Raw genomic sequence first — 18,668 nt, 5'->3', positions numbered from 1 at the left:
TTGTGAGGCCGCCGGGGCGTGGTTCGACTCGGGTTATCGAGGGCTTGGAGCGCCCGTGATTTTCAGGTGACTGCGTCAGAATGGTTGTGTGCCGCCCACATCTTCTTCCCCTTCCCCCGCACCTCTCTTTCACGCCAGCCACTTGCGCAAGCGCTATGGCGACACCACGGTCGTCGACGACTTGTCGTTCGAGATCGCGCCCGGCGAATGCCTGGGCGTGATCGGCCCGAACGGCGCGGGCAAGACCACCACCATCCGCATGTGCCTGGGCCTCACCGCGCCCGACGGCGGCGACATCTCCGCGCTGGGGCTGCAGATGCCGCGCGATGCACTGGCCATCAAGGCGCAGCTGGGCGTGGTCACGCAGTTCGAAACGCTCGACCCGGATTTCAGCTGCGCCGAGAACCTCGTGGTGTACGGCCGCTACTTCGGCTTCAGCAAGGCGCATGTGCGTGCACGCGTGCCGCAGCTGCTGGAGTTCGCGGCGCTGTCGCACAAGGCCGATGCGAAGCCGGGCGAGCTCTCGGGCGGCATGCGGCGGCGGCTGTCGCTGGCGCGTGCGCTGGTCAACGACCCGAAGCTGCTGCTGCTCGACGAACCGACCACCGGCCTCGACCCGCAGGCGCGGCACCTGATGTGGGAACGGCTGCAGGTGCTGCTGCAGCAGGGCAAGTCGATCTTGCTGACCACGCACTTCATGGACGAGGCCGAACGCCTGTGCTCGCGCCTGCTGGTGCTCGACCATGGCCGCAAGATCGCCGAAGGCCGCCCGCGCGATCTGATCGCCGAGCACCTGGAGCCCGACGTGGTCGAGGTGTATGGCAACGGCGCACTGTCGCTGGCGGAATCGCCCGAGCTGAAGGCGATGGCGGCACGCGTGGAAGTCAGCGGTGAGACAGTGTTCTTCTACACGCAGGACGCGCGGCGGCTGCTCGATGCGCTGACGCAGCACAGCGGCCTGCGCACCTTTCATCGGCCGGCGAATCTGGAGGACCTCTTCCTCAAGCTCACCGGCCGCCAGATTCGCGAGGACGGCTAGATCATGAACACGACGACAACGACGACCGCACCGATTGCAGCGACCGCGCCTCCTTCGCCTTCAGTGTGGCGCCCGCCCGAAATCTCGCTGCGCTGGTGGCCCGTGTTTTTGCGCAACCTGCTGGTGTGGCGCAAGCTCGCCATCCCCAGCCTGATCGGAAACATCGCCGAACCGCTGATCTGGCTCGTGGCCTTCGGCTACGGCATGGGCGCGCTTGTGGGGCAGGTGTCGGTCGACGGCGTGAAGGTGCCCTACATCCTGTTCCTGGCGAGCGGGTCGATCTGCATGAGCGCGATGAACGCGGCGAGCTTCGAGGCGCTGTATTCGGCGTTCTCGCGCATGCACGTGCAGAAGACATGGGACGGCATCATGAACGCGCCCGTCGGGCTCGACGACATCGTGATGGCCGAGATGCTGTGGGCGGCGTTCAAGTCGATCTTCACCGTGACGGCCATCTTGTTCGTGATGCTCGGGCTGGGCATCAGCCACAGCCCGAAGCTCATCGTCGCGTGGATGGTGCTGATCGGCGCGGGCATCACCTTCTCGTCGATCGCGCTGATCTTCAATGCGCTGGCGAAGGGCTATGACTTCTTCACGTACTACTTCACGCTGTTCATGACGCCGATGATGTTCCTGAGCGGCGTGTTCTTTCCGCTCGAGCAACTGCCCTCCGCCGTCAAGGCCGTGGCGGCGTGGCTGCCGCTGACGAATGCGGTGGCACTGGTGCGGCCGCTGTTCATGGACCAGTGGCCGACCGACTGGTGGCTGCACGCGGCGGTGCTGGCTGTGTATGCGGTGGTGGCGTTCTGGATTGCGTTGGCGTTGACGCGCAAGCGGTTCAAGGGGTGAGGCTGGATCTCTTCATCACCTGCAGCTGCATGACTCCCGCGGTCCGGGCCCTCACTTCAGGCGAAGCCAGGCAAGTGGCAACCGCCTCGTAGCCGGGCGCGCCGGGATAGGGCGTCACCTGGGTCGGCGGGCTGTGGTTGGCGGGGCAGAGGATGATGGTTTCGTCCGGGCCGACGGCAGTCAGGTCGAGGATGGCGCAGGAGCGGGTGAGCATGAAGAGGGGCCGCACGCCGGGCCCGCAGCGGCGCAGCCAGGCAATCAATGCCTCCTGGGTTGCGTGGTCGAGGCCTTGTTCGATCATGTCGATGACCAGAGCGTCCGGCCCGTCGGCCTGCAGCCCCGCGAGCAATGCGATCAAGGCATCCGACGGCGTGGCGCCGTCTTCCACGAGCCAGGTCAGGGCTTCGTCGACGCGGGACTTCAGCAGGGAATCGCCATCCAGCCGCGACTTTGCTGCTGCCACCTCGTCATCTTCAAGCCTCTCCAGGCCCAGCATGGCGGCGTTGGGCAATGCATTGGCGAGGCACTGCGCCAGCCGGGTCTTGCCGCTGCCTAGCGGACCAATGATGTAGTTCAGGGCGCGGATGTCGCGAAGCTCAAAGAGCTCCCCGCCCCATGGCCACGGCAGTTCGAATGCGATGCGGACCTCTGCAGCAGGTGCCAGCAGGCCTGTGAGTTCGCCGATGCTCGGCGTCCGGCCTTGCGCCAGTTCGCTTCGCAAGCCACGGACCTTGTCGACCGTGCGAGCAAGCTGGCGAAGCTGCGCTTCCAGCGCTGTCTGGTGCGCCGCCAGCGTTGGCTCCAGTCCCTGGGAATTGCCTTCCAGCGCCCGCTCCACCTGCGCAAGGCTGAAGCCGAGCGCGCGAAGCGCGACGATCTCGGCGGCCCGGGCCATCTCCTTCTGGCCATACTCCCGCCACCCTGCCGCAGTACGACCAGGCTCCACCAACCCGCGCTGCTCATAGAGCCGCAAGGCCTTGGCCGAAACACCGAGCCGCCTCGCGGCTTCGGATGGACTGAAAGAGCGAGCGGTGGATTGCATGAAGAGAACCTTTTTCGACGTTCTTCTCTTTTTAAGGGCTGCCCCAGGGGCCGGGTCAACAGGCGGACATGAAAGTTGGATTCACTGGCCTTGCAGGTTCAGAATGCCCGTTCCCGGCAGACTGTAGCCTCCGTTGAAACCAACGCTTGCAAATTAGATTGCACACAATCTAATTGCTCGCTACAATTCAGCTCATGCGCTCCACCCCAGTCCCCGCCGACGAAATGCTCAAGCTGGACAACCAGCTGTGTTTCGCCGTGTACTCCGCCTCCCTGGCCATGACGCGGCTCTACAAGCCGGTGCTGGAAAAGCTGCAGCTCACCTACCCCCAATACCTCGTGATGCTCGCCCTCTGGGAGCAAGACGGCCTCATGGTCTCCGAGCTCGGCGAGAAGCTCTCGCTCGACTCGGGCACGCTCACGCCGCTGCTCAAGCGCCTCGAAGCCAACGGCTACGTGGCCCGTGTGCGCGACGTGACCGACGAGCGCCGCGTGCACATCACGCTGACAGCCGCCGGCCGCAGGCTCAAGAGCCGCGCATCCAACGTGCCGGCCTGCCTGATGGCCGCCACCGAATGCTCGGTGCCCGAACTGATTTCGCTCACCCAGCAGATCCAGACCCTGCGCGACCGCATCAAGAAGGCAGCCTGACGCAGCGCAACATTTTTCTCCCGCTTCGGTCGATCCCATCAAGAAAGAACGAAGCCTTTCACCACCCTCCCTCCACTTCATCATCACCAAAGGAATCACCATGACCACCAAGCTCGACAAAGTTCTCTACACCGCAGAAGCTCACACCGTCGGCGGCCGTGACGGCGCAGGCAAGTCCAGCGATGGCGCCATCGACGTCAAGCTGAGCTCGCCCGGTTCCGGCAAGCCCGGCACCAACCCCGAGCAGCTGTTCGCGGTCGGCTATGCCGCCTGCTTCATCGGCGCGATGAAGGCCGTCGGCCCGAAGATCGGCGTGAAGGTGCCTGAAGACGTCGCCATCGACTCCAGCGTTTCCCTTGGCCCGACGAACGGCGGCGCGGCTTACGGCATCGCCGTGAAGCTGGCGATCACGCTGCCCGGCCTGGATGCAGATGCCAAGCAGAAGCTGGTCGACACCGCTCACCAGGTTTGCCCCTACTCGAACGCCACCCGCGGCAACATCGACGTCGAACTCACCATCGCCTAAGCTCCCCGAGCACACGCGAACAAGCGGTCCGGCCACAAGCCGGGCCGCTTTTTTCATGCCCGCCGATGTCTCACGGGTGACGCCAAAACCCGCCGCGAGATAGCGCCTTTCATCAAGCTTGGCTAACGTAGCTGGACACCAACTGCCAGGAGCCTCGCTCATGAGCACCACCAGCTTCCTCATCCGCAAAGACCAGCTCGCCACCACGCGCCTGCACACCGCCACCGACGAAGCGCTCGCCGACGGCCAGGTGCGCGTGCGCATCGACAGCTTTGCGCTCACTTCCAACAACATCACGTATGCCGCCTTCGGCGACGCGATGAGCTACTGGCAGTTCTTCCCGAGCGGCGAAGAGGGCTGGGGCAGCATTCCCGTGTGGGGTTTTGCGAGCGTGGTGCAGTCGCTGCACCCGGGCGTGGCGGTGGGCGAACGGCTCTACGGCTACTGGCCAATGGCTTCAGCCGCGGTGCTGAGCCCCGGGCGGCTCTCGCCCGAGCGCTTCACCGACGTGGCGCCGCACCGCGCAGAGCTGCCCGCCGTCTACAACCAGTACTTCCGCTGCGCGAGCGATGCGCTCTATACGGCCGACACCGAAGACACCCAGGCCCTGCTGCGCCCGCTGTTCATCACCTCGTGGCTGATCGACGACTTCATGGCCGACAACGATTTCTTCGGCGCGAAGACCATGCTGCTGTCGAGCGCATCGAGCAAGACGGCCTACGGCACCGCCTTCCAGCTGCACCAGCGCGAGGGCATCGAGGTGATCGGCCTGACCTCGCCCTCCAACGTGGCCTTCTGCGAAAGCCTCGGCTGCTACGACCGCGTGGTGACCTACGACGCACTCGACACCATCGCGGCCGACACGCCCTGCGTGTACGTCGACTTCGCCGGCAACGGCGCGCTGCGCAACGCCATCCACGAGCGCTTCACGAATCTCGCATACAGCAGCTCCATCGGCGGCACGCACGTCGAGCAGCTTGCGACCAAGGGCGCGGGCAAGGACTTGTCGGGCCCGCGCGCCACGCTGTTCTTCGCACCGGCGCAGATCAAGAAGCGCACCACCGAATGGGGCCCCGACGAATTCGGGCGCCGCATGGTCGCGGCCTGGCACAACTTCCTGGCCACCGTCACCAATGCGAAGGCCCCCTGGCTGCACGCCGAACACCACGATGGCGGCGAGGCAGTGCAGGCCGCCTACGCGCAGGTGCTCGCGGGCAAGGGCGACCCGCGCACGGGCCATATCCTTTCTCTTTACAAACAACCTGCAAGCGCGTGAGCCCGCGGGGCGCCGTGTGGCGACAATCGCCGCATGACCCTTTCTTCCGCGGCGCCCGCGAACACACATCCTTACGAGAGCCTCACGCCAGACGTGGTGCTCGACGCGCTCGCGACGCTCGGCCTGTACGGCGACGGCCGGCTCACAGGCCTGAACTCCTATGAAAACCGGGTCTACCAAGTCTACCTGGAGGATCGCAGTGCCGTGGTGGTCAAGTTCTACCGCCCCGGCCGCTGGAGCGAAGCCGAGATCCTCGAAGAGCACGGCTTCTCGCTCGAACTGGCCGCCGGCGAAGTGCCGGCCGTGCCGCCGCTGGCCTTCGAAGGCAAGACGCTGCATCACCACGCCGGCTTCGCCTTCAGCGTGAGCCCCTACCGCGGCGGCCGCGCACCAGAGCTCGACAACTTCGAGGTGCTCGAGTGGGTGGGCCGCTTTCTGGCGCGCATCCATACCGTGGGCAGCACCAAGCCTTTCGAGGCCCGCCCCGCGCTCGACCTGCAGACCTTCGGCCTCGACTCGCGCGACTGGCTGCTGGAAAACGACAAGATTCCGCTCGACATGCAGCGCGACTGGGAAAAGATCTGCAACGAGGCGCTGGACATGGTTCGCGCGACCGCCCTCGCGCTGCAGCCACCGGCCTCCGACTTCAAGCCCCGCAAGCTGCGCCTGCATGGCGACGTGCATCCCGGCAACATCCTGTGGACGCCCACCGACCGCCCCGGCGGCGGCCCGCACTTCGTCGACCTCGACGACGCGCGCACCGGCTTCGCGGTGCAAGACCTGTGGATGCTGCTGTCGGGCGACCGCGCACAGCGCACGTCGCAACTGTCGGGCCTGCTCGACGGCTACGAGCAGTTCCGCGAATTCGACCGCCGCGAGCTGGCGCTGATCGAGCCGCTGCGCACGCTGCGGCTCATCCACTACAGCGCCTGGCTGGCGCGGCGCTGGGAAGACCCGATCTTCCCGATCAACTTTCCGTGGTTCGGCTCCAGCGACTACTGGAAGGGGCAGATCCTCGTGCTGGAAGACCAGTGCGAGCAGATGGCCGAAGAGCCCCTTTACGCCTAGAAATGTCGGCCCTCCGGCTTTTCACTCCGCTTCGCTGCGTGTAATTCTCCACCCCCCAAGGAGGAGGCCCGGCCGCCTTGGGGCGGCACGGCGGCGGCCGGCTGCGCGTCGACCACGCCCTGCAGCAGCCGCTCGACCAACACATTGGCCGGTCCGTTGCGCCAGATGCCATAGGCCTCCGACTGCGCCACCACCCGATCGAGCGGCCTGAACACCGCGCCGCGCAGGGCCGAATGCCGCATCGCCTGCGGCACCAGCGCCACGCCCATGCCCTGCGACACCAGCGAGACCACGGCCAGCCAATGGCGCACCTCGTGGCGCACCTCGGGCAGAAAGCCCGCGTCGGCGCAGATCGACAGGATGCGCTCGTGATAGTCGGGTGAAGCCTCGCGCGAGAACAGCACGAAGGGCTGCTCGCGCAGGTCGGCCGGGGCCAGCACCCGCTTGCGCGCCAGCGCATGCCCAGCCGGCAGGCAGGCCACGAAGGGTTCGGACAGCAACAGCCGGTGCTGCAGTTCGAGCGGCACGCGGCGCGTGTGGGCAAAGCCGATGTCCAGCCGGTCGTTCAGCAGCTCGGTGATCTGCACGCCGGAGTTGAGTTCGCTCAGCGTGATGCGCACCGCCGGGTGCTTCGCCTGGAAGGCACGCAGCGCCTGCGGCAGGCCCCGGTACAGCATCGCGCCCACGAAGCCGATGCGCAGTCGCCCGGCCGAGCCCAGCGCCACGTCGCGCGCCTCGATGGCGGCTTCTTCCGCCTGCAGCAGCACGCGCCGCGCCGAGATGCGCAGCGCCTCGCCGGCGGGCGTGAGCCGCACCTCCTTGCTGTTGCGCTCGAACAGCCGCGCGCCCACGTTGTCTTCCAGCTGCCGGATCGCCACCGACAGCGGCGGCTGCGAGATCGACAGGCGCCGCGCTGCCCGCCCGAAGTGCAGTTCCTCGGCGAGCACGGAGAAGTAGCGCAGGTGCCGTAGTTCCATGGATAGTCAGATCGAATCGAACAAGACCAAATCGATATTAGACACGGATCGTCGCGGCTTCAACAATGCGCCAAACCAAGGAAACCATGGAGACAAAGCGCATGTCCGCAGAGCACGCCCATCCGATCCCCGATCGCCACGGCCAGAACCTGTTCACCACCGACGCCGAGCTGCACGCGCTGCTCGCGCTCTACCTGCCCGACGACCTGCGCCGCCACATGCAGCCGCACTTCGAGCGCCTGGGCGACCTCGCGGGCGGCCTGCTCGACGAGCTGGCCGGCACCGCCGACCGCAACCCGCCCGTGCTGAAGCAACGCACGCGCACCGGCCTCGACGAGCAGAAGGTCGTGAAGCACCCCGCGTACGTCGAAATGGAACGCCTCGCGCTCAGCGAATTCGGCCTGGCCGCCATCTCGCATCGCGACGACACGCTGGGCTGGAAGGGCAAGATGCCGCCGCTGGTCAAGTACGTGCTGACCTACCTGTTCGTGCAGGCCGAGTTCGGTTTGTGCTGCCCGGTGTCGATGACCGACTCCCTCACGCGCACGCTGAAGAAGTTCGGCAGCCCGGAGCTGCTCGCAAAGTACCTGCCGCGCCTGACCTCTCTCGACTTCGACGAGCTGGCGCAAGGCGCAATGTTCATGACCGAGCAGGCCGCCGGCTCCGACATTGCCGCCACCGCCACGATGGCGCACCAGGAAGCCGACGGCAGCTGGCGCCTTGCCGGCGACAAGTGGTTCTGCTCCAACCCCGATGCCGACTTCGCGATGGTGCTGGCACGCGCCGACGACGGCTTGCCCGGCATGAAGGGCGTGTCGCTGTTCCTGCTGCCGCGCCGGCTCGAAGATGGCGGCCTCAACCACTACCGAATCATCCGGCTGAAGGACAAGCTGGGCACGCGCTCGATGGCCAGCGGCGAGATCCGCCTCGAAGGCGCGGTCGCGTACCTCGTGGGTGAAGCGGGCCGCGGCTTCGTGCAGATGGCGGACATGGTCAACAACTCGCGCCTGTCGAACGGCGTGCGCGCTGCCGGCCTGATGCGCCGTGCGGTGGCCGAGGCCGAGTTCATCGCATCCGAGCGCCGCGCCTTCGGCCGCACGCTCGACCAGATGCCGCTGATGCAGCGCCAGCTCGACAAGCTGCGCCTGCCGGCCGAGCAGGCGCGCACGATGGTGTGCCAGACGGCCCTGGCGCTCGCGCGTTCCGACGCGGCCGAGCCCGACGCGTATGCGCTGCTGCGCATCCTCACGCCGCTCATCAAGTTCCGCGCCTGCCGCGATGCGCGCAAGGTCACGGGCGACGCGATGGAAGTGCGCGGCGGCTGCGGCTACATCGAGGAATGGAGCGACGCGCGCCTCGTGCGCGATGCGCACCTGGGCTCGATCTGGGAAGGCACGAGCAACATCGTGGCGCTCGACGTGATTCGCGCGGTGAAGCGCGAAGGCTCGCTGCCGGTGCTGCGCGCGCACTGCGCGAAGCAGCTGGGAGATGCGGCGCTCGCTCCTGGCTTTGCGAAGGCCTTGCGCGATGCACTCGACCGCGCCGCAGCGCTGACCGAAACCGCCGCGCGTGAAGGCGGCGACGTGCTCGCGCGGCAGGCCGCATCGGCGCTTTATCACTGCACCAGCGCCATCGCGATGGCCTGGGAGGCCGCACACAGCGGCTCCGCACCGCGCATGCGCTGGGCGCAATTGGTGCTGCTGCACCGCGTGCTGCCGCGTGATCCGCTCTCGCCCGATGCCATGCCCGCGGACTGGAATGCCGCCACCGTTCAATCCGCGCCCGTGCCGGCCTGAGCCTCTTTTCCCCTCATACAAAAACGGAGACATCCCTTGAAACGCTTCCCCTTCCTGCTGGCCGCCTGCGCCACGCTGCTGACAGCAATGCCCGCAGCGCAAGCCGCCGACGCCTTCCCCACCAAGCCCCTGATGCTGGTCGTTCCCTTCCCGCCCGGCGGCCCCACCGACGCGATGGCCCGCACGCTGGCCGCCGAGATGAAGGACCGCCTCGGCCAGCCCATGATCGTGGAGAACCGCGCAGGCGCCGGCGGCAACATCGGCGCCGAATACGTGGCGCGCGCCGAGGCCGACGGCCACACACTGCTGTTCGGCACCTCGGGCCCGTTGGCCATCAACGCGAGCCTGTACCGCAAGATCAACTACGACCCGGTGAAGAGCTTCGCGCCGGTGATCCAGGTCGGCTACCTGCCCAACATCCTGGTGGTGAACCCCGCCCTGCCCGTGAAGACCGTGCCGGAGCTCGTGGCCTACGCCAAGGCCAACCCCGGCAAGCTCAGCTATGCATCGTCTGGCAACGGCGCGTCGTCGCACCTCGCGGGCGTGCTCTTCAACTCGGTGGCGGGCACCGATCTGCAGCACATTCCCTACAAGGGCACCGGCCCCGCGCTCAACGACCTGCTGGGCAACCAGGTCAGCATGACCTTCACCGACATCCTCACCGCGCTGCCTTACGTCAAGGCCGGCAAGCTGCGCGCACTGGGCGTGGCCACCGTCGCGCGCTCGCAGGCGCTGCCCGACGTGCCAACGATTTCAGAGCAGGGCTACAAGGGCTACGACGTGAGCGTGTTCTTCGGCATCGTCGCGCCGGCCGGCACGCCAGCCGACCGCGTGAGCAAGCTCAACCATGCCTTCGCCGAAGTGCTGAACTCGCCCAAGGTGAAGCAGATGTTCGCGGCGCAAGGCCTCGAAGCTTCGGCCGACACTTCGCCGCAGAAGCTGGGGCAGTTCATTGGTAGCGAGTCTGTGAAGTGGAAGGACGTGGTGAAGAAGTCGGGGGCGCAGCTGGATTGATGCAGCTGCGTTGTCCGGGGCGCGCTCACACCGACGGGAGACATTCGCGGAGGGGAGTACCCGGTGTCATTCGCACGCACCCCGAAAGAACGAACAACCGAAAGCACCGAAATGACACAAGCCCCAAAAGGCGCCCTGGCAGGCATCCGAGTACTAGACATCTCCCGTATCCTCGGCGGCCCCTACTGCGGCCAGATCCTCGGCGATCACGGTGCCGACGTGCTCAAGGTCGAGCCGCCACAGGGCGACGACACGCGCACATGGGGCCCGCCCTTCAGGGAAGGCGTGGCCTCGTACTACCACGGGCTCAACCGCAACAAGCGCGTGCAGCACCTCGACTTCTCGACGGAAGAAGGCCGCACTGCACTGCTCGCGCTGGTGGCCGAAGCCGACGTGCTGATCGAGAACTTCAAGACCGGCACGATGGAACGCTGGGGCATCGGCTACGAAACGCTGTCGCAGCGCTTTCCGCGCCTCGTGTGGTGCCGCGTGTCGGGCTTCGGCGCCGACGGCCCGCTAGGTGCGCTGCCGGGCTATGACGCCGCCGTGCAGGCCATGACCGGCATCATGAGCATCAACGGCGAAGCCGACGGCGGTCCGCTGCGCGTGGGCCTGCCGGTGGTCGACATGGTGACCGGGCTGAACGCAGTCATCGGCGTGCTGCTCGCTCTGCAGGAGCGCCAGCGCAGCGGGCGTGGGCAGTTCGTGGAGGCAGCGCTGTACGACAGCGGCCTGTCGCTGCTGCATCCGCATGCGGCCAACTGGTTCATGGACGGCACCGAGCCGCGCCGCACCGGCAATGCGCATCCGAACATCTATCCGTACGACGCGCTGGCCACCGGCACCGACCCGGTGTTCGTGGCCGTGGGCAACGACCGGCAGTTCGCCAGCCTGTGCCGCTGCATCGGGCTGCCCGATCTGGCGGACGATCCGCTCTACCGCACGGCCGGCGCTCGCTCGGTGCATCGCGACGGACTCAAGCAGCAACTCGAGGTGGCGATGGCGGCCTTCGATGGCCGCGCGCTGGTCGAGCAACTGATGGCGGCCGGCGTGCCCGCCGCGCCAGTGCTGCCAGTCGATGCCGCGTTGCAGCATCCGCACACGCTGCACCGCGAGATGGTGGTGGAGATGCCCGGCGGATATCGCGGCATCGGCGCGCCGGTGAAGCTGAGCCGCACGCCGGCAAGCTACCGGCATGCGCCACTCACGCCGGGCGATGCCTTCCTGCCGCTGGACGACTCAATGGAGCAGTGATGATCGGCCGCGGCCGATGCCGTAGTACGCGATGCCCGCAGACTCGACCTCCGCGGCGTCGTAGACATTGCGGCCATCGAAGATCGCCGGCGTGCGCAGTGCCTTCGCGATGCCCGCGAAATCGGGCCGCCGGAACTCCGCCCACTCGGTAACGAGTGCCAGCACATCGGCGCCCTGCAGGGCCTCTTGCGCCGTGTCGCACCAGCGCACGTCATCGCGCTCGCCGATGAGGCCGCGTGCGTTCGGCATTGCCGCCGGGTCGTATACCTGCACGCGCGCACCGGCGGCCCACAGCCGCTCCAGCAGCACGAGGCTCGGCGCATCGCGCATGTCGTCGGTATCTGGCTTGAAGGCCAGGCCCCACACGGCGATGGTCTTGCCCGCGATGCGGCCTTCGAAGTGGTGCGTCATCAGGTCGAACAGCCGGCCCTTCTGCTCGTGGTTCGTGGCCTCGACCGCCGAGAGGATGCGAAGCGCATGGCCGTCGCGGTCGGCCGCGTACCTCAGCGCCCGCACGTCCTTCGCGAGGCACGAGCCGCCATAGCCCGCGCCCGCTTGCAGAAAGTCGGGCCCGATGCGCCGGTCGGCACCGATGCCGCGTCGCACCATCTCGATGTCGGCGCCCGCATGCTCGGCCAGGCGGGCCATCTCGTTCATGAAGCTGATGCGGGTGGCGAGCATGGCGTTGGCCGCGTACTTGGTGAGCTCGGCCGAGCGGCGGTCCATCACCAGCAACTGCCTTGTCGGGTCCTCGATGAAGGGTTCGTAGAGCCGGGTCAGCAGGTCGACGGCCCACGGGTTTTCGCTGCCGATCACCACGCGGTCGGGCCGCCGGCAGTCGCGCACGGCCGAGCCTTCGCGCAGGAACTCGGGGTTCGCCGCCACCGCGATGCGAAGCCGCGCGCCGCGTTGCGAGAGCTCGCCGCTCAATACCGCCTCGACCTGGTCGGCAGTGCCCACCGGCGCGGTCGACTTGCACACGACCACCGCCTCGCGGTCACGGTGCCGCCCGATGCCTGCTGCCACGGCCATCACATGGCGCAGGTCGACGCAGCCTTCGGCATCGGCCGGCGTGTTCACCACGATGAAGAGCACGTCGCCATGCAGGCAGGCCGTGCGCTCGTCGGCGGTGAACTGCAGCGTTCCGGCGGCCAGGCCAGCGACCACCAGCGCCTCCAGGTCCGGTTCATGCAAGGGCATCAGGCCGCGCTGCAGCCCTTCGATGCGCGCCAAATCCGCGTCCGCGCACAGCACTTCGTGGCCCGCTTCGGCCAGGCAGGCGGCAAAGCTCAGGCCCACGTAGCCGGCGCCGAAGATGCTGACTTTCATGGGCGAGCCCATGGCGCACGGCACTGGTGGCGGGCGCGGTTGTGCGATAAAAGCAGGATGCAAGCCTTCAAAACAATGTCCGGACAGGAAAATTCGATGATGCCCGATCAAGTTGCCGCGCGTTGCGCGCTGGTCCTGGAGACCAACAACCTGCGCGGCGGAGCCGATGCCGAGGCCAAAGCGGGCACCAGCCTGCAGCGCCTCGTCGCCCTGCTGGCGAAGCAGAAACTGCCGCTCACCGCGCTCGCACAGGTGGTCGTCACGCACGACGGGCTGAGCCCGGCCACCTGCGAGGCCGTGAGCAAGCTCGCAGGCTGCCCGGTCGACTTCGTGCGCATCGACGCCGCTACCGGCTACTACGACGCCAAGAACGTCGGCTTCGAGGCCACCGATGCGCAACGCTGCACGCACGTGGTGTTCGCCGACGCCGACTGCCTGCCCGACGACGACTGGCTGCTGCAGATGCTGCTGCCGTTCACCCGAAGCGACGCGCCCGCCGTGGTGGCTGGCCGCACCAGCTACGCGGCCAACGTGGTCGGCACCGCGCTCACGACCATCGACTTCATGTATTTCCCCAACGCGGACCATGCCGGCGCCACGAGCAACTTCTACGCGAACAACGTGGCCTTCCGCCGCGACGTGTTCGAGCAGCACAGCTACCAGGCGCTCGACGGCGTGTACCGCGCGCACTGCCAGGTGCTGGGCATGCGGCTGAAGGCGGCGGGCGTGCCGATCCACTACGCGGCACAGGCCCACACCGAACACCGCCTGCCCGATACGCGCGCCGAGGCGCTCAAGCTGCGCTGGATGCGCGGGCAGGACACGTACTCGCTCACGCCGCACCTGCTGCGCAGCTACGTATCGCCGCGCTGGCAGTGGCTTGCGAAGAGCGGGCCGATCGGGCCGCTGGCCGTGCTGTTCACCCGGCTGGGGTTCAGCGTGAAGGCGCTCAATCACCAAGACCTGCCGCCGCTGCGCGGGCTGCGCTGGCTCGCGGGCGTGGCGTTGATCCTCGGCTTCTCGGCGGTCGACATGCTGGGTGCGTTCGCGCGCGGCATCGGGTGGCACACCACGGGCAGCACCAACGCCGACGCGCAGGCGCTTTCGTATCACCGGCCCTGAACGCCTTTCGCGCCTTCCTTCTCTTCCAGAAGAACAACAAGACAAGAACATGCCAATTCGCTCTTCATTCATCGCTCGCCAGCTGACGCTCGGCCTCGCGCTCGCCGGCGCCTTCACGCTGGCGAGTGCAGCCGACTTTGTCGGCCGCGGCGTCTTCAACTTCAAGTCCGACGCCGGCTGCCCCTTCGCCGCGCTCGCGGGCCCCGGCAACGACTGCAACCGCCTCGCCCTCGACGACCCCGACACGCGCGCCGCACTCGACAGCGCCGCGCACACCATCCGCTTCGTCAACACGCGCAGCTACAACGAGAAAACCATCGTCGGCGACGTGCTGTTGCAAGGTTCCGGCCGGGCGCGCAGCGGCCAGCGCGTGCCGCTGACCTTTCATGCGCTGGTGAGCCGTTCGGGCAGCGAATGGTCGGTGAGCAGCCACGCCCACTCGCCCATGGGCGGCGAGTTCAGCGACATCCGCATCGACCCATACCAGATCGTGGTGGTGAACGAGGCGACCACCGACCATGTGCTGCTCACAGCCGACCAGGTCGTCGAGGCGCTGGCCAAGCCTTCGCTGACCGCGCGCCTGGCCAACGTGCTGGTGCAGGTGGAAGACAACCGCACGAATGGCGCAAGGGACGCCGACATCACCATCGGCCTCGGCCTGAGCAAGGCCTCGAAGTCGGTAGCGCGCGCGCGCTTTCATGCGCCGGCCGCCAGGGGGATGCAACTGGCCGAGGCCATGCAGCAGGGCAACTGGACGCTGGAGCTGCAGGCGCTGAGCGGCCAGATCCCGCACCAGGTGGTGCAGCGCGACATGTTCCTGTACGGGCTCGAATCGCAGTCGCTGCTGCAGCCGTTGCTGCAGCGCGGCTTCCGCAAGAACGAGAAGCTCGTGCTCGGCGCCGCCAACGGCAAGGGCTATGTGCGCTACGACGGCCAGCAACGCGAATTCGCGGGTGCCGATGCCGCCGCGCGCGCCTTCCTGCAGGACAGCTTCATCGGGCTGGTGCTGGGCTGGCAGCAGCAGACACCACAGACCACGAAGGCCAAGGCCGATGGCCGCTGAGCCAGCCGACGACATCGCAGCCGGCTTCGACTGCCTCTCTGCGCCCACCTTGCGCGGCTGGCCGGCCCTGCAGGCCCGCCTCGTGCACCACGTCAAGCGCGCCGCACTGCGCCAGCTGCATGCGAGCAATGCTGGTGAGATGCTGTTGCTGCGCTTCTATCTGGTGGGCGAGGAATCATCCGAGCAGGCCCTGCAGCGCGAGCTGCGCATTGCCCCGCCCGAGTGGCTGGCGCGCCAGCTCGACCAGCACCTGGCCGATGAGCAACACCATGCGCGGCTGTTCGCGCAGGCCATCGTCGAGCGCGGCGGCAACGCGCAGGCGGCAGCTTCACCCGAAGAGGCGCCGCAGCCCGACTGGTTCAGCCGCCGCAAGCTCGCGCGCTGGCAGGCGCTCATTCGCCGCCATGCCCCGCACTTTGCGCACGGCGGGCTGGTGCCGGCCTATGCCATTGGCCTTGCGGCCGAGCAGATGGCCTCGCGCATCCTGCAGCGCCATTGCGCGCTGATCGGCCCGCAACATGCGCTGCACCCGCTGCTGTCGCGCGTGCTGATTGATGAAGACCGCCACATCCGTCTGTGCAGCCACACCTTGCAGCGCTGCGTGGCGCCGCATGAACAGGCGCGGCTCGCGCAACTGATGCGCGAGGTGCGCGACACCGAGCGCGGCTTCGGCGTCACGGGCGCACTAGGCATGTGGATCGCCGGCGTGGCGCTGCGGCTGCGCCCCGGCGCAGCGCGGCCGGTGCAGCAGCATCACGCCTGAGCGATGCCGCCGCGCATCCTCTACCTCGCGACCGCGGACGCGCGCGGCCACCTGATGCGTGCGCAGCTGCTGGCCCATGCGCTGCGCGCAGCCGGCGCGCAGGTGCAGGTGCTCACCACCTCGGACGAAGGCGCGCGCTTTCTCGCCGGCTTCGACATCGATGCGCCAGTGCTCTCGCGCCATTACGCCGTGCAGTTCGACACGCAGCAGAACATGCTGCGCCGCGAAACCGACCGCAACGTGGCGCACTACATGTTCCGCCCCGAACGCATGCTGCGCGACGTGTGGCGGCTGCGCGCACGCTTTCGTGAAGCCGACCTGGTGGTGAACGACTCGTTCCACCCCGCGCTGCTGCTGATGGGCTGGCTGCCGTTCTGGCGGCGCAAGGTCGTGCACGTGTACGGCGCCAGCCTGCGCCGCGCGCTCGAAACCAATTTCAAGGGACGGATGCCCGGCGCAATTGCGAAGCTGTTCGGCGGCATCGTGGCGTGGCAGATCGACCGCAGCCTCGCGCGCATCGAGCACGACTTCGCTTATGGCGAGCCGCAGCACGACGGCCACGGCCGCCACCGGCTGGCCACGCCGGTCGCGGTGGTCGATGCGGTGGACCACAGCGAAGCGGCGCAGCGCGCGGCTGCCGTGTACCTCAATCCGCATTTCCAGGAGCCGGCACTGGCCGACGGCCTCGAACAGGGTCTTGCCGACGCGGGCGTGCCAGCACATCTCGTCGGCGAAGGCTATGCCCATCGGCCGCATTGGCATGCGCGCGACGAGCACTGGATAGAGGCGGCAGCGCACAGCGCGTTCATCGTTTCGGCACCGGGCATGGCGGCGCTGTCTATCGCGGCGGTCTACCGCAAACCGATCCTGCTGCTGCTGACCGACCAGCCGGAGCAGGCGATCAACGCGGGGCGCGCGGCACAGCTTGGTCTGGCGCACCGTGTGGTGGTGTGGCGCGGCGATGCGCCGAAGTTTGCACGGGCAGTTGCCGCCGCGGCCGGCGAATTGCTTGCACTGCCGGCTAGCGTGGCGGATGCCACTGCGGGGCGACAGGGGGCCATCGAACGGCTCCGGCACTGGACTACGCTGCTGTACGGCCTTTCCTCGACAGCTACCCGATAACCCCACGCGCCGTATCGATCAACGCGCGAAATACCCGCGTCATCGCACGCACCGGATGCATCTCGGACCACGGCTTCGCTGTTGTCTTCGGCGGCGCGGAGATCACTCCCCGGCCCATGCGCAGCGACACCTGCAGCTTCCTGATGGTGAAAGCCGGTTGGGCCATGCGGCGCCCCGTGCCGGCGGCCACGACGAACTGCAGCACCAGGCACTTGCGTCCCGCCGTCGGTTCGATCTCGAACACCAGACTGCGCCGCCGTGCGCCGGTGCCGCGCTGACCCGGCAGCACCGTGCCGTCGAATATGGCGAGCACGCTGGTGGCCTTGGCGTTGCTGCGGTAGTCGATGCTCACCTCGAGCCGGTACGGCCGCTGGTGCGACAGCACAGGTGACTGCGCCAGCGAAGGCAAGGGAATGACGAGGCAGGCCAGTTCGCCCTCGCTGCGCGCGCCATCGCCGTCGAAGCCCGCCCAGCCGTGACTGAGCCAGCTCATCGCGGGGCTGCCGGGATGGAACAGGTAGGAACGGCCCATCTGCAGCTCGGCCACTTCGGGCAGGCCTTGTGTCTGGTCGTCGAGGCCCCAGCGCGTGAGGAAGGCGCGGTCGATCGCCGCTGCGGGCCAGGCCGTGAGGCTCGGCTTGGCATTGTTGTTGTCGTCGGCGCCGCAGGCCGCGGCCATGAAATCCATCGCGCCCAACGCGGCGCCCACGGGGATCCAGTCAGAGCAGGTCTCGGGCAGCAACCCGGCCCCATTGCGGTCGGCGCGGATCAGCGCGTGCGCGGGCTTGCGAAAGTAGCGCGCCTCGGTCAGCACACTCGACGACAGGCTGGATGCGAAATGCACATTGGCAGCCGACAGCAGCGCGTACGTGTTCTCCTTTGTCCACGCCACATTGGGAATGGCGCGCGCAATGGGCGCCAGGTCGTGCAACGCATTCTCATAAGGGTGCGGCTTGATGACCAGCAAGTCGACGCTGTTCGCCAGCTCGCGCAGCGGTGCGATCACGCTGGCAGGGTGCATGGTGCGTCCACCACTGACCAGCGACAGGTCGACCAGGCTCTGGCCGAAGAACAGGCCTACGCGCAGCCGCGGATCGAACAGCGAGGCCGCGCCGTGGCGCGCGAAGCGGCCCTTGAGCGCGCTCGCGTGGTTCCAGAACAGCTCTTCGTCCACGCGACGCGACAGCAGCGCGGCTTCGATCACGGGGTCATTGGTGCGCGCGCAGAAGTGCAGATGCTCGGTGAAGCGGCGCGGATCGATCTCGATGTCCAGGTAGCTCGCGCCGCTGCGGTCTATGCACTGCTGCAGCGCGGGCGTGAGGCCCCAGCCGATCACGAGGCAGCCGGGGTCGAACATCGGCAGGCCCTCGCGCCCGGCCAGCGGCAACAGGTTGGCGATGCAGGCGCGCGCCCAGCCGGCTGGGGTGCAGGGCAGCTCCAACCGGTCCATCAGGCGCTCGACGTCGATGCGGCCGCCTTCCGACAGCGGCGTGATCTCGCGCACCGGCAGGCCCAGGCGGCCCAGCGCGGTGTCGAAGAAGCCCCGGAGGAAGCGCCGGTTGGCGGCGTGATACTGCAGCCCGTTGGCTGGAGAGCGGAAGAAGTCGTCCGCAAAAATGACGTGGTGGAACCGGCTCGTGGTCATGGGTCTCGGGAGGACCGGCCTGCCCCTTGCAACCCGCCTCGCCGACCTTTTCTGTGCGATGCGCCAATCTAGGCAGCGACTCTTAGTTCAAAGTGAGGAAGGCTCGGCACATGCGCAAAGTTGCCGTAAAGGA

At 67.6% G+C, this 18,668-nt stretch carries 17 protein-coding genes; 13 read left to right on the top strand and 4 right to left on the bottom strand.

What is annotated here, in order from left to right:
• Positions 1–88: 88 nt before the first annotated feature.
• Complete coding sequence (locus ACZYSP_RS28085; protein WP_177192870.1) at positions 89–1,039, top strand: ATP-binding cassette domain-containing protein; 951 nt, start codon at positions 89–91, stop codon at positions 1,037–1,039.
• A 3-nt stretch (positions 1,040–1,042) separates the two neighbouring features.
• On the top strand, positions 1,043–1,888 hold the full coding sequence (locus ACZYSP_RS28080) for an ABC transporter permease (RefSeq protein WP_093058678.1): 846 nt from the start codon (positions 1,043–1,045) through the stop codon (positions 1,886–1,888).
• On the opposite strand, the gene ACZYSP_RS28075 is transcribed toward ACZYSP_RS28080, so the two are convergent.
• The gene (locus ACZYSP_RS28075; RefSeq protein ID WP_093080990.1) at positions 1,878–2,930 is read right to left on the bottom strand and encodes a MerR family transcriptional regulator; all 1,053 of its coding nucleotides are present in this window, start codon (positions 2,928–2,930) and stop codon (positions 1,878–1,880) included. The genes ACZYSP_RS28080 and ACZYSP_RS28075 overlap by 11 nt on opposite strands.
• Positions 2,931–3,124: 194 nt before the next feature.
• Here ACZYSP_RS28075 and ACZYSP_RS28070 point away from each other — a divergent pair, with 194 nt between their 5' ends.
• From ACZYSP_RS28070 to ACZYSP_RS28055, 4 genes are all read left to right on the top strand, one after another.
• On the top strand, positions 3,125–3,580 hold the full coding sequence (locus ACZYSP_RS28070; RefSeq protein ID WP_093080987.1) for a MarR family winged helix-turn-helix transcriptional regulator: 456 nt from the start codon (positions 3,125–3,127) through the stop codon (positions 3,578–3,580).
• A 100-nt stretch (positions 3,581–3,680) separates the two neighbouring features.
• Positions 3,681–4,106 carry an organic hydroperoxide resistance protein gene (locus ACZYSP_RS28065; protein WP_093058675.1) on the top strand — a complete coding sequence of 142 codons (426 nt, stop codon included), beginning with the start codon at positions 3,681–3,683 and terminating at the stop codon, positions 4,104–4,106.
• Between the two features lie 160 nt (positions 4,107–4,266).
• A complete protein-coding gene (locus ACZYSP_RS28060; RefSeq protein ID WP_177192869.1) occupies positions 4,267–5,382 on the top strand; it encodes a DUF2855 family protein in 1,116 nt (371 codons plus the stop codon).
• A 33-nt stretch (positions 5,383–5,415) separates the two neighbouring features.
• Positions 5,416–6,450, top strand: a complete 1,035-nt coding sequence (locus ACZYSP_RS28055; RefSeq protein ID WP_093080982.1) for a serine/threonine protein kinase — start codon at positions 5,416–5,418, stop codon at positions 6,448–6,450.
• On the opposite strand, the gene ACZYSP_RS28050 is transcribed toward ACZYSP_RS28055, so the two are convergent.
• Positions 6,447–7,427, bottom strand: coding sequence for a LysR family transcriptional regulator (locus tag ACZYSP_RS28050; protein WP_093080980.1), 981 nt, complete (start codon positions 7,425–7,427; stop codon positions 6,447–6,449). The two genes, ACZYSP_RS28055 and ACZYSP_RS28050, sit on opposite strands and share 4 nt — an antisense overlap.
• A 101-nt stretch (positions 7,428–7,528) precedes the next feature.
• Here ACZYSP_RS28050 and ACZYSP_RS28045 point away from each other — a divergent pair, with 101 nt between their 5' ends.
• The 3 genes from ACZYSP_RS28045 to ACZYSP_RS28035 all read left to right on the top strand — a co-directional run bounded on the left by ACZYSP_RS28045 (position 7,529) and on the right by ACZYSP_RS28035 (position 11,491).
• The gene (locus ACZYSP_RS28045) at positions 7,529–9,223 is read left to right on the top strand and encodes an acyl-CoA dehydrogenase family protein (protein WP_093081083.1); all 1,695 of its coding nucleotides are present in this window, start codon (positions 7,529–7,531) and stop codon (positions 9,221–9,223) included.
• Positions 9,224–9,259: 36 nt separating this feature from the next.
• A complete protein-coding gene (locus tag ACZYSP_RS28040) occupies positions 9,260–10,237 on the top strand; it encodes a Bug family tripartite tricarboxylate transporter substrate binding protein (protein ID WP_093080977.1) in 978 nt (325 codons plus the stop codon).
• A 111-nt stretch (positions 10,238–10,348) separates the two neighbouring features.
• Positions 10,349–11,491: a CaiB/BaiF CoA transferase family protein gene (locus tag ACZYSP_RS28035; RefSeq protein ID WP_093080975.1), complete on the top strand. Its 1,143-nt coding sequence runs from the start codon at positions 10,349–10,351 to the stop codon at positions 11,489–11,491.
• Here the strand turns inward: ACZYSP_RS28035 and ACZYSP_RS28030 are convergent.
• On the bottom strand, positions 11,477–12,820 hold the full coding sequence (locus ACZYSP_RS28030; protein WP_093081081.1) for a UDP-glucose dehydrogenase family protein: 1,344 nt from the start codon (positions 12,818–12,820) through the stop codon (positions 11,477–11,479). The genes ACZYSP_RS28035 and ACZYSP_RS28030 overlap by 15 nt on opposite strands.
• A 96-nt stretch (positions 12,821–12,916) precedes the next feature.
• Here ACZYSP_RS28030 and ACZYSP_RS28025 point away from each other — a divergent pair, with 96 nt between their 5' ends.
• The 4 genes from ACZYSP_RS28025 to ACZYSP_RS28010 are packed head-to-tail and all read left to right on the top strand — an operon-like array spanning position 12,917 to position 16,890.
• Positions 12,917–13,942, top strand: a complete 1,026-nt coding sequence (locus ACZYSP_RS28025; protein ID WP_093080972.1) for a glycosyltransferase family 2 protein — start codon at positions 12,917–12,919, stop codon at positions 13,940–13,942.
• 49 nt (positions 13,943–13,991) lie between these two features.
• Complete coding sequence (locus tag ACZYSP_RS28020) at positions 13,992–15,005, top strand: hypothetical protein (protein WP_093080970.1); 1,014 nt, start codon at positions 13,992–13,994, stop codon at positions 15,003–15,005.
• The gene (locus tag ACZYSP_RS28015) at positions 14,995–15,768 is read left to right on the top strand and encodes a ferritin family protein (protein ID WP_093080967.1); all 774 of its coding nucleotides are present in this window, start codon (positions 14,995–14,997) and stop codon (positions 15,766–15,768) included. Before ACZYSP_RS28020 ends, ACZYSP_RS28015 begins: the two co-directional genes overlap by 11 nt.
• A gap of 3 nt (positions 15,769–15,771) precedes the next feature.
• Entirely contained in the window at positions 15,772–16,890 is a 1,119-nt protein-coding gene (locus ACZYSP_RS28010; RefSeq protein ID WP_093080965.1) for a glycosyltransferase family protein, read from the top strand.
• Here ACZYSP_RS28010 and ACZYSP_RS28005 read toward each other — a convergent pair.
• Entirely contained in the window at positions 16,880–18,535 is a 1,656-nt protein-coding gene (locus ACZYSP_RS28005) for a hypothetical protein (protein WP_093080962.1), read from the bottom strand. The genes ACZYSP_RS28010 and ACZYSP_RS28005 overlap by 11 nt on opposite strands.
• Positions 18,536–18,668 lie beyond the last annotated feature (133 nt).

This window comes from Variovorax sp. F042 (genome assembly GCF_057814215.1).
Note: the sequence above shows the minus strand (reverse complement) of the source record. Positions and strands in the feature narration are given on the sequence as shown.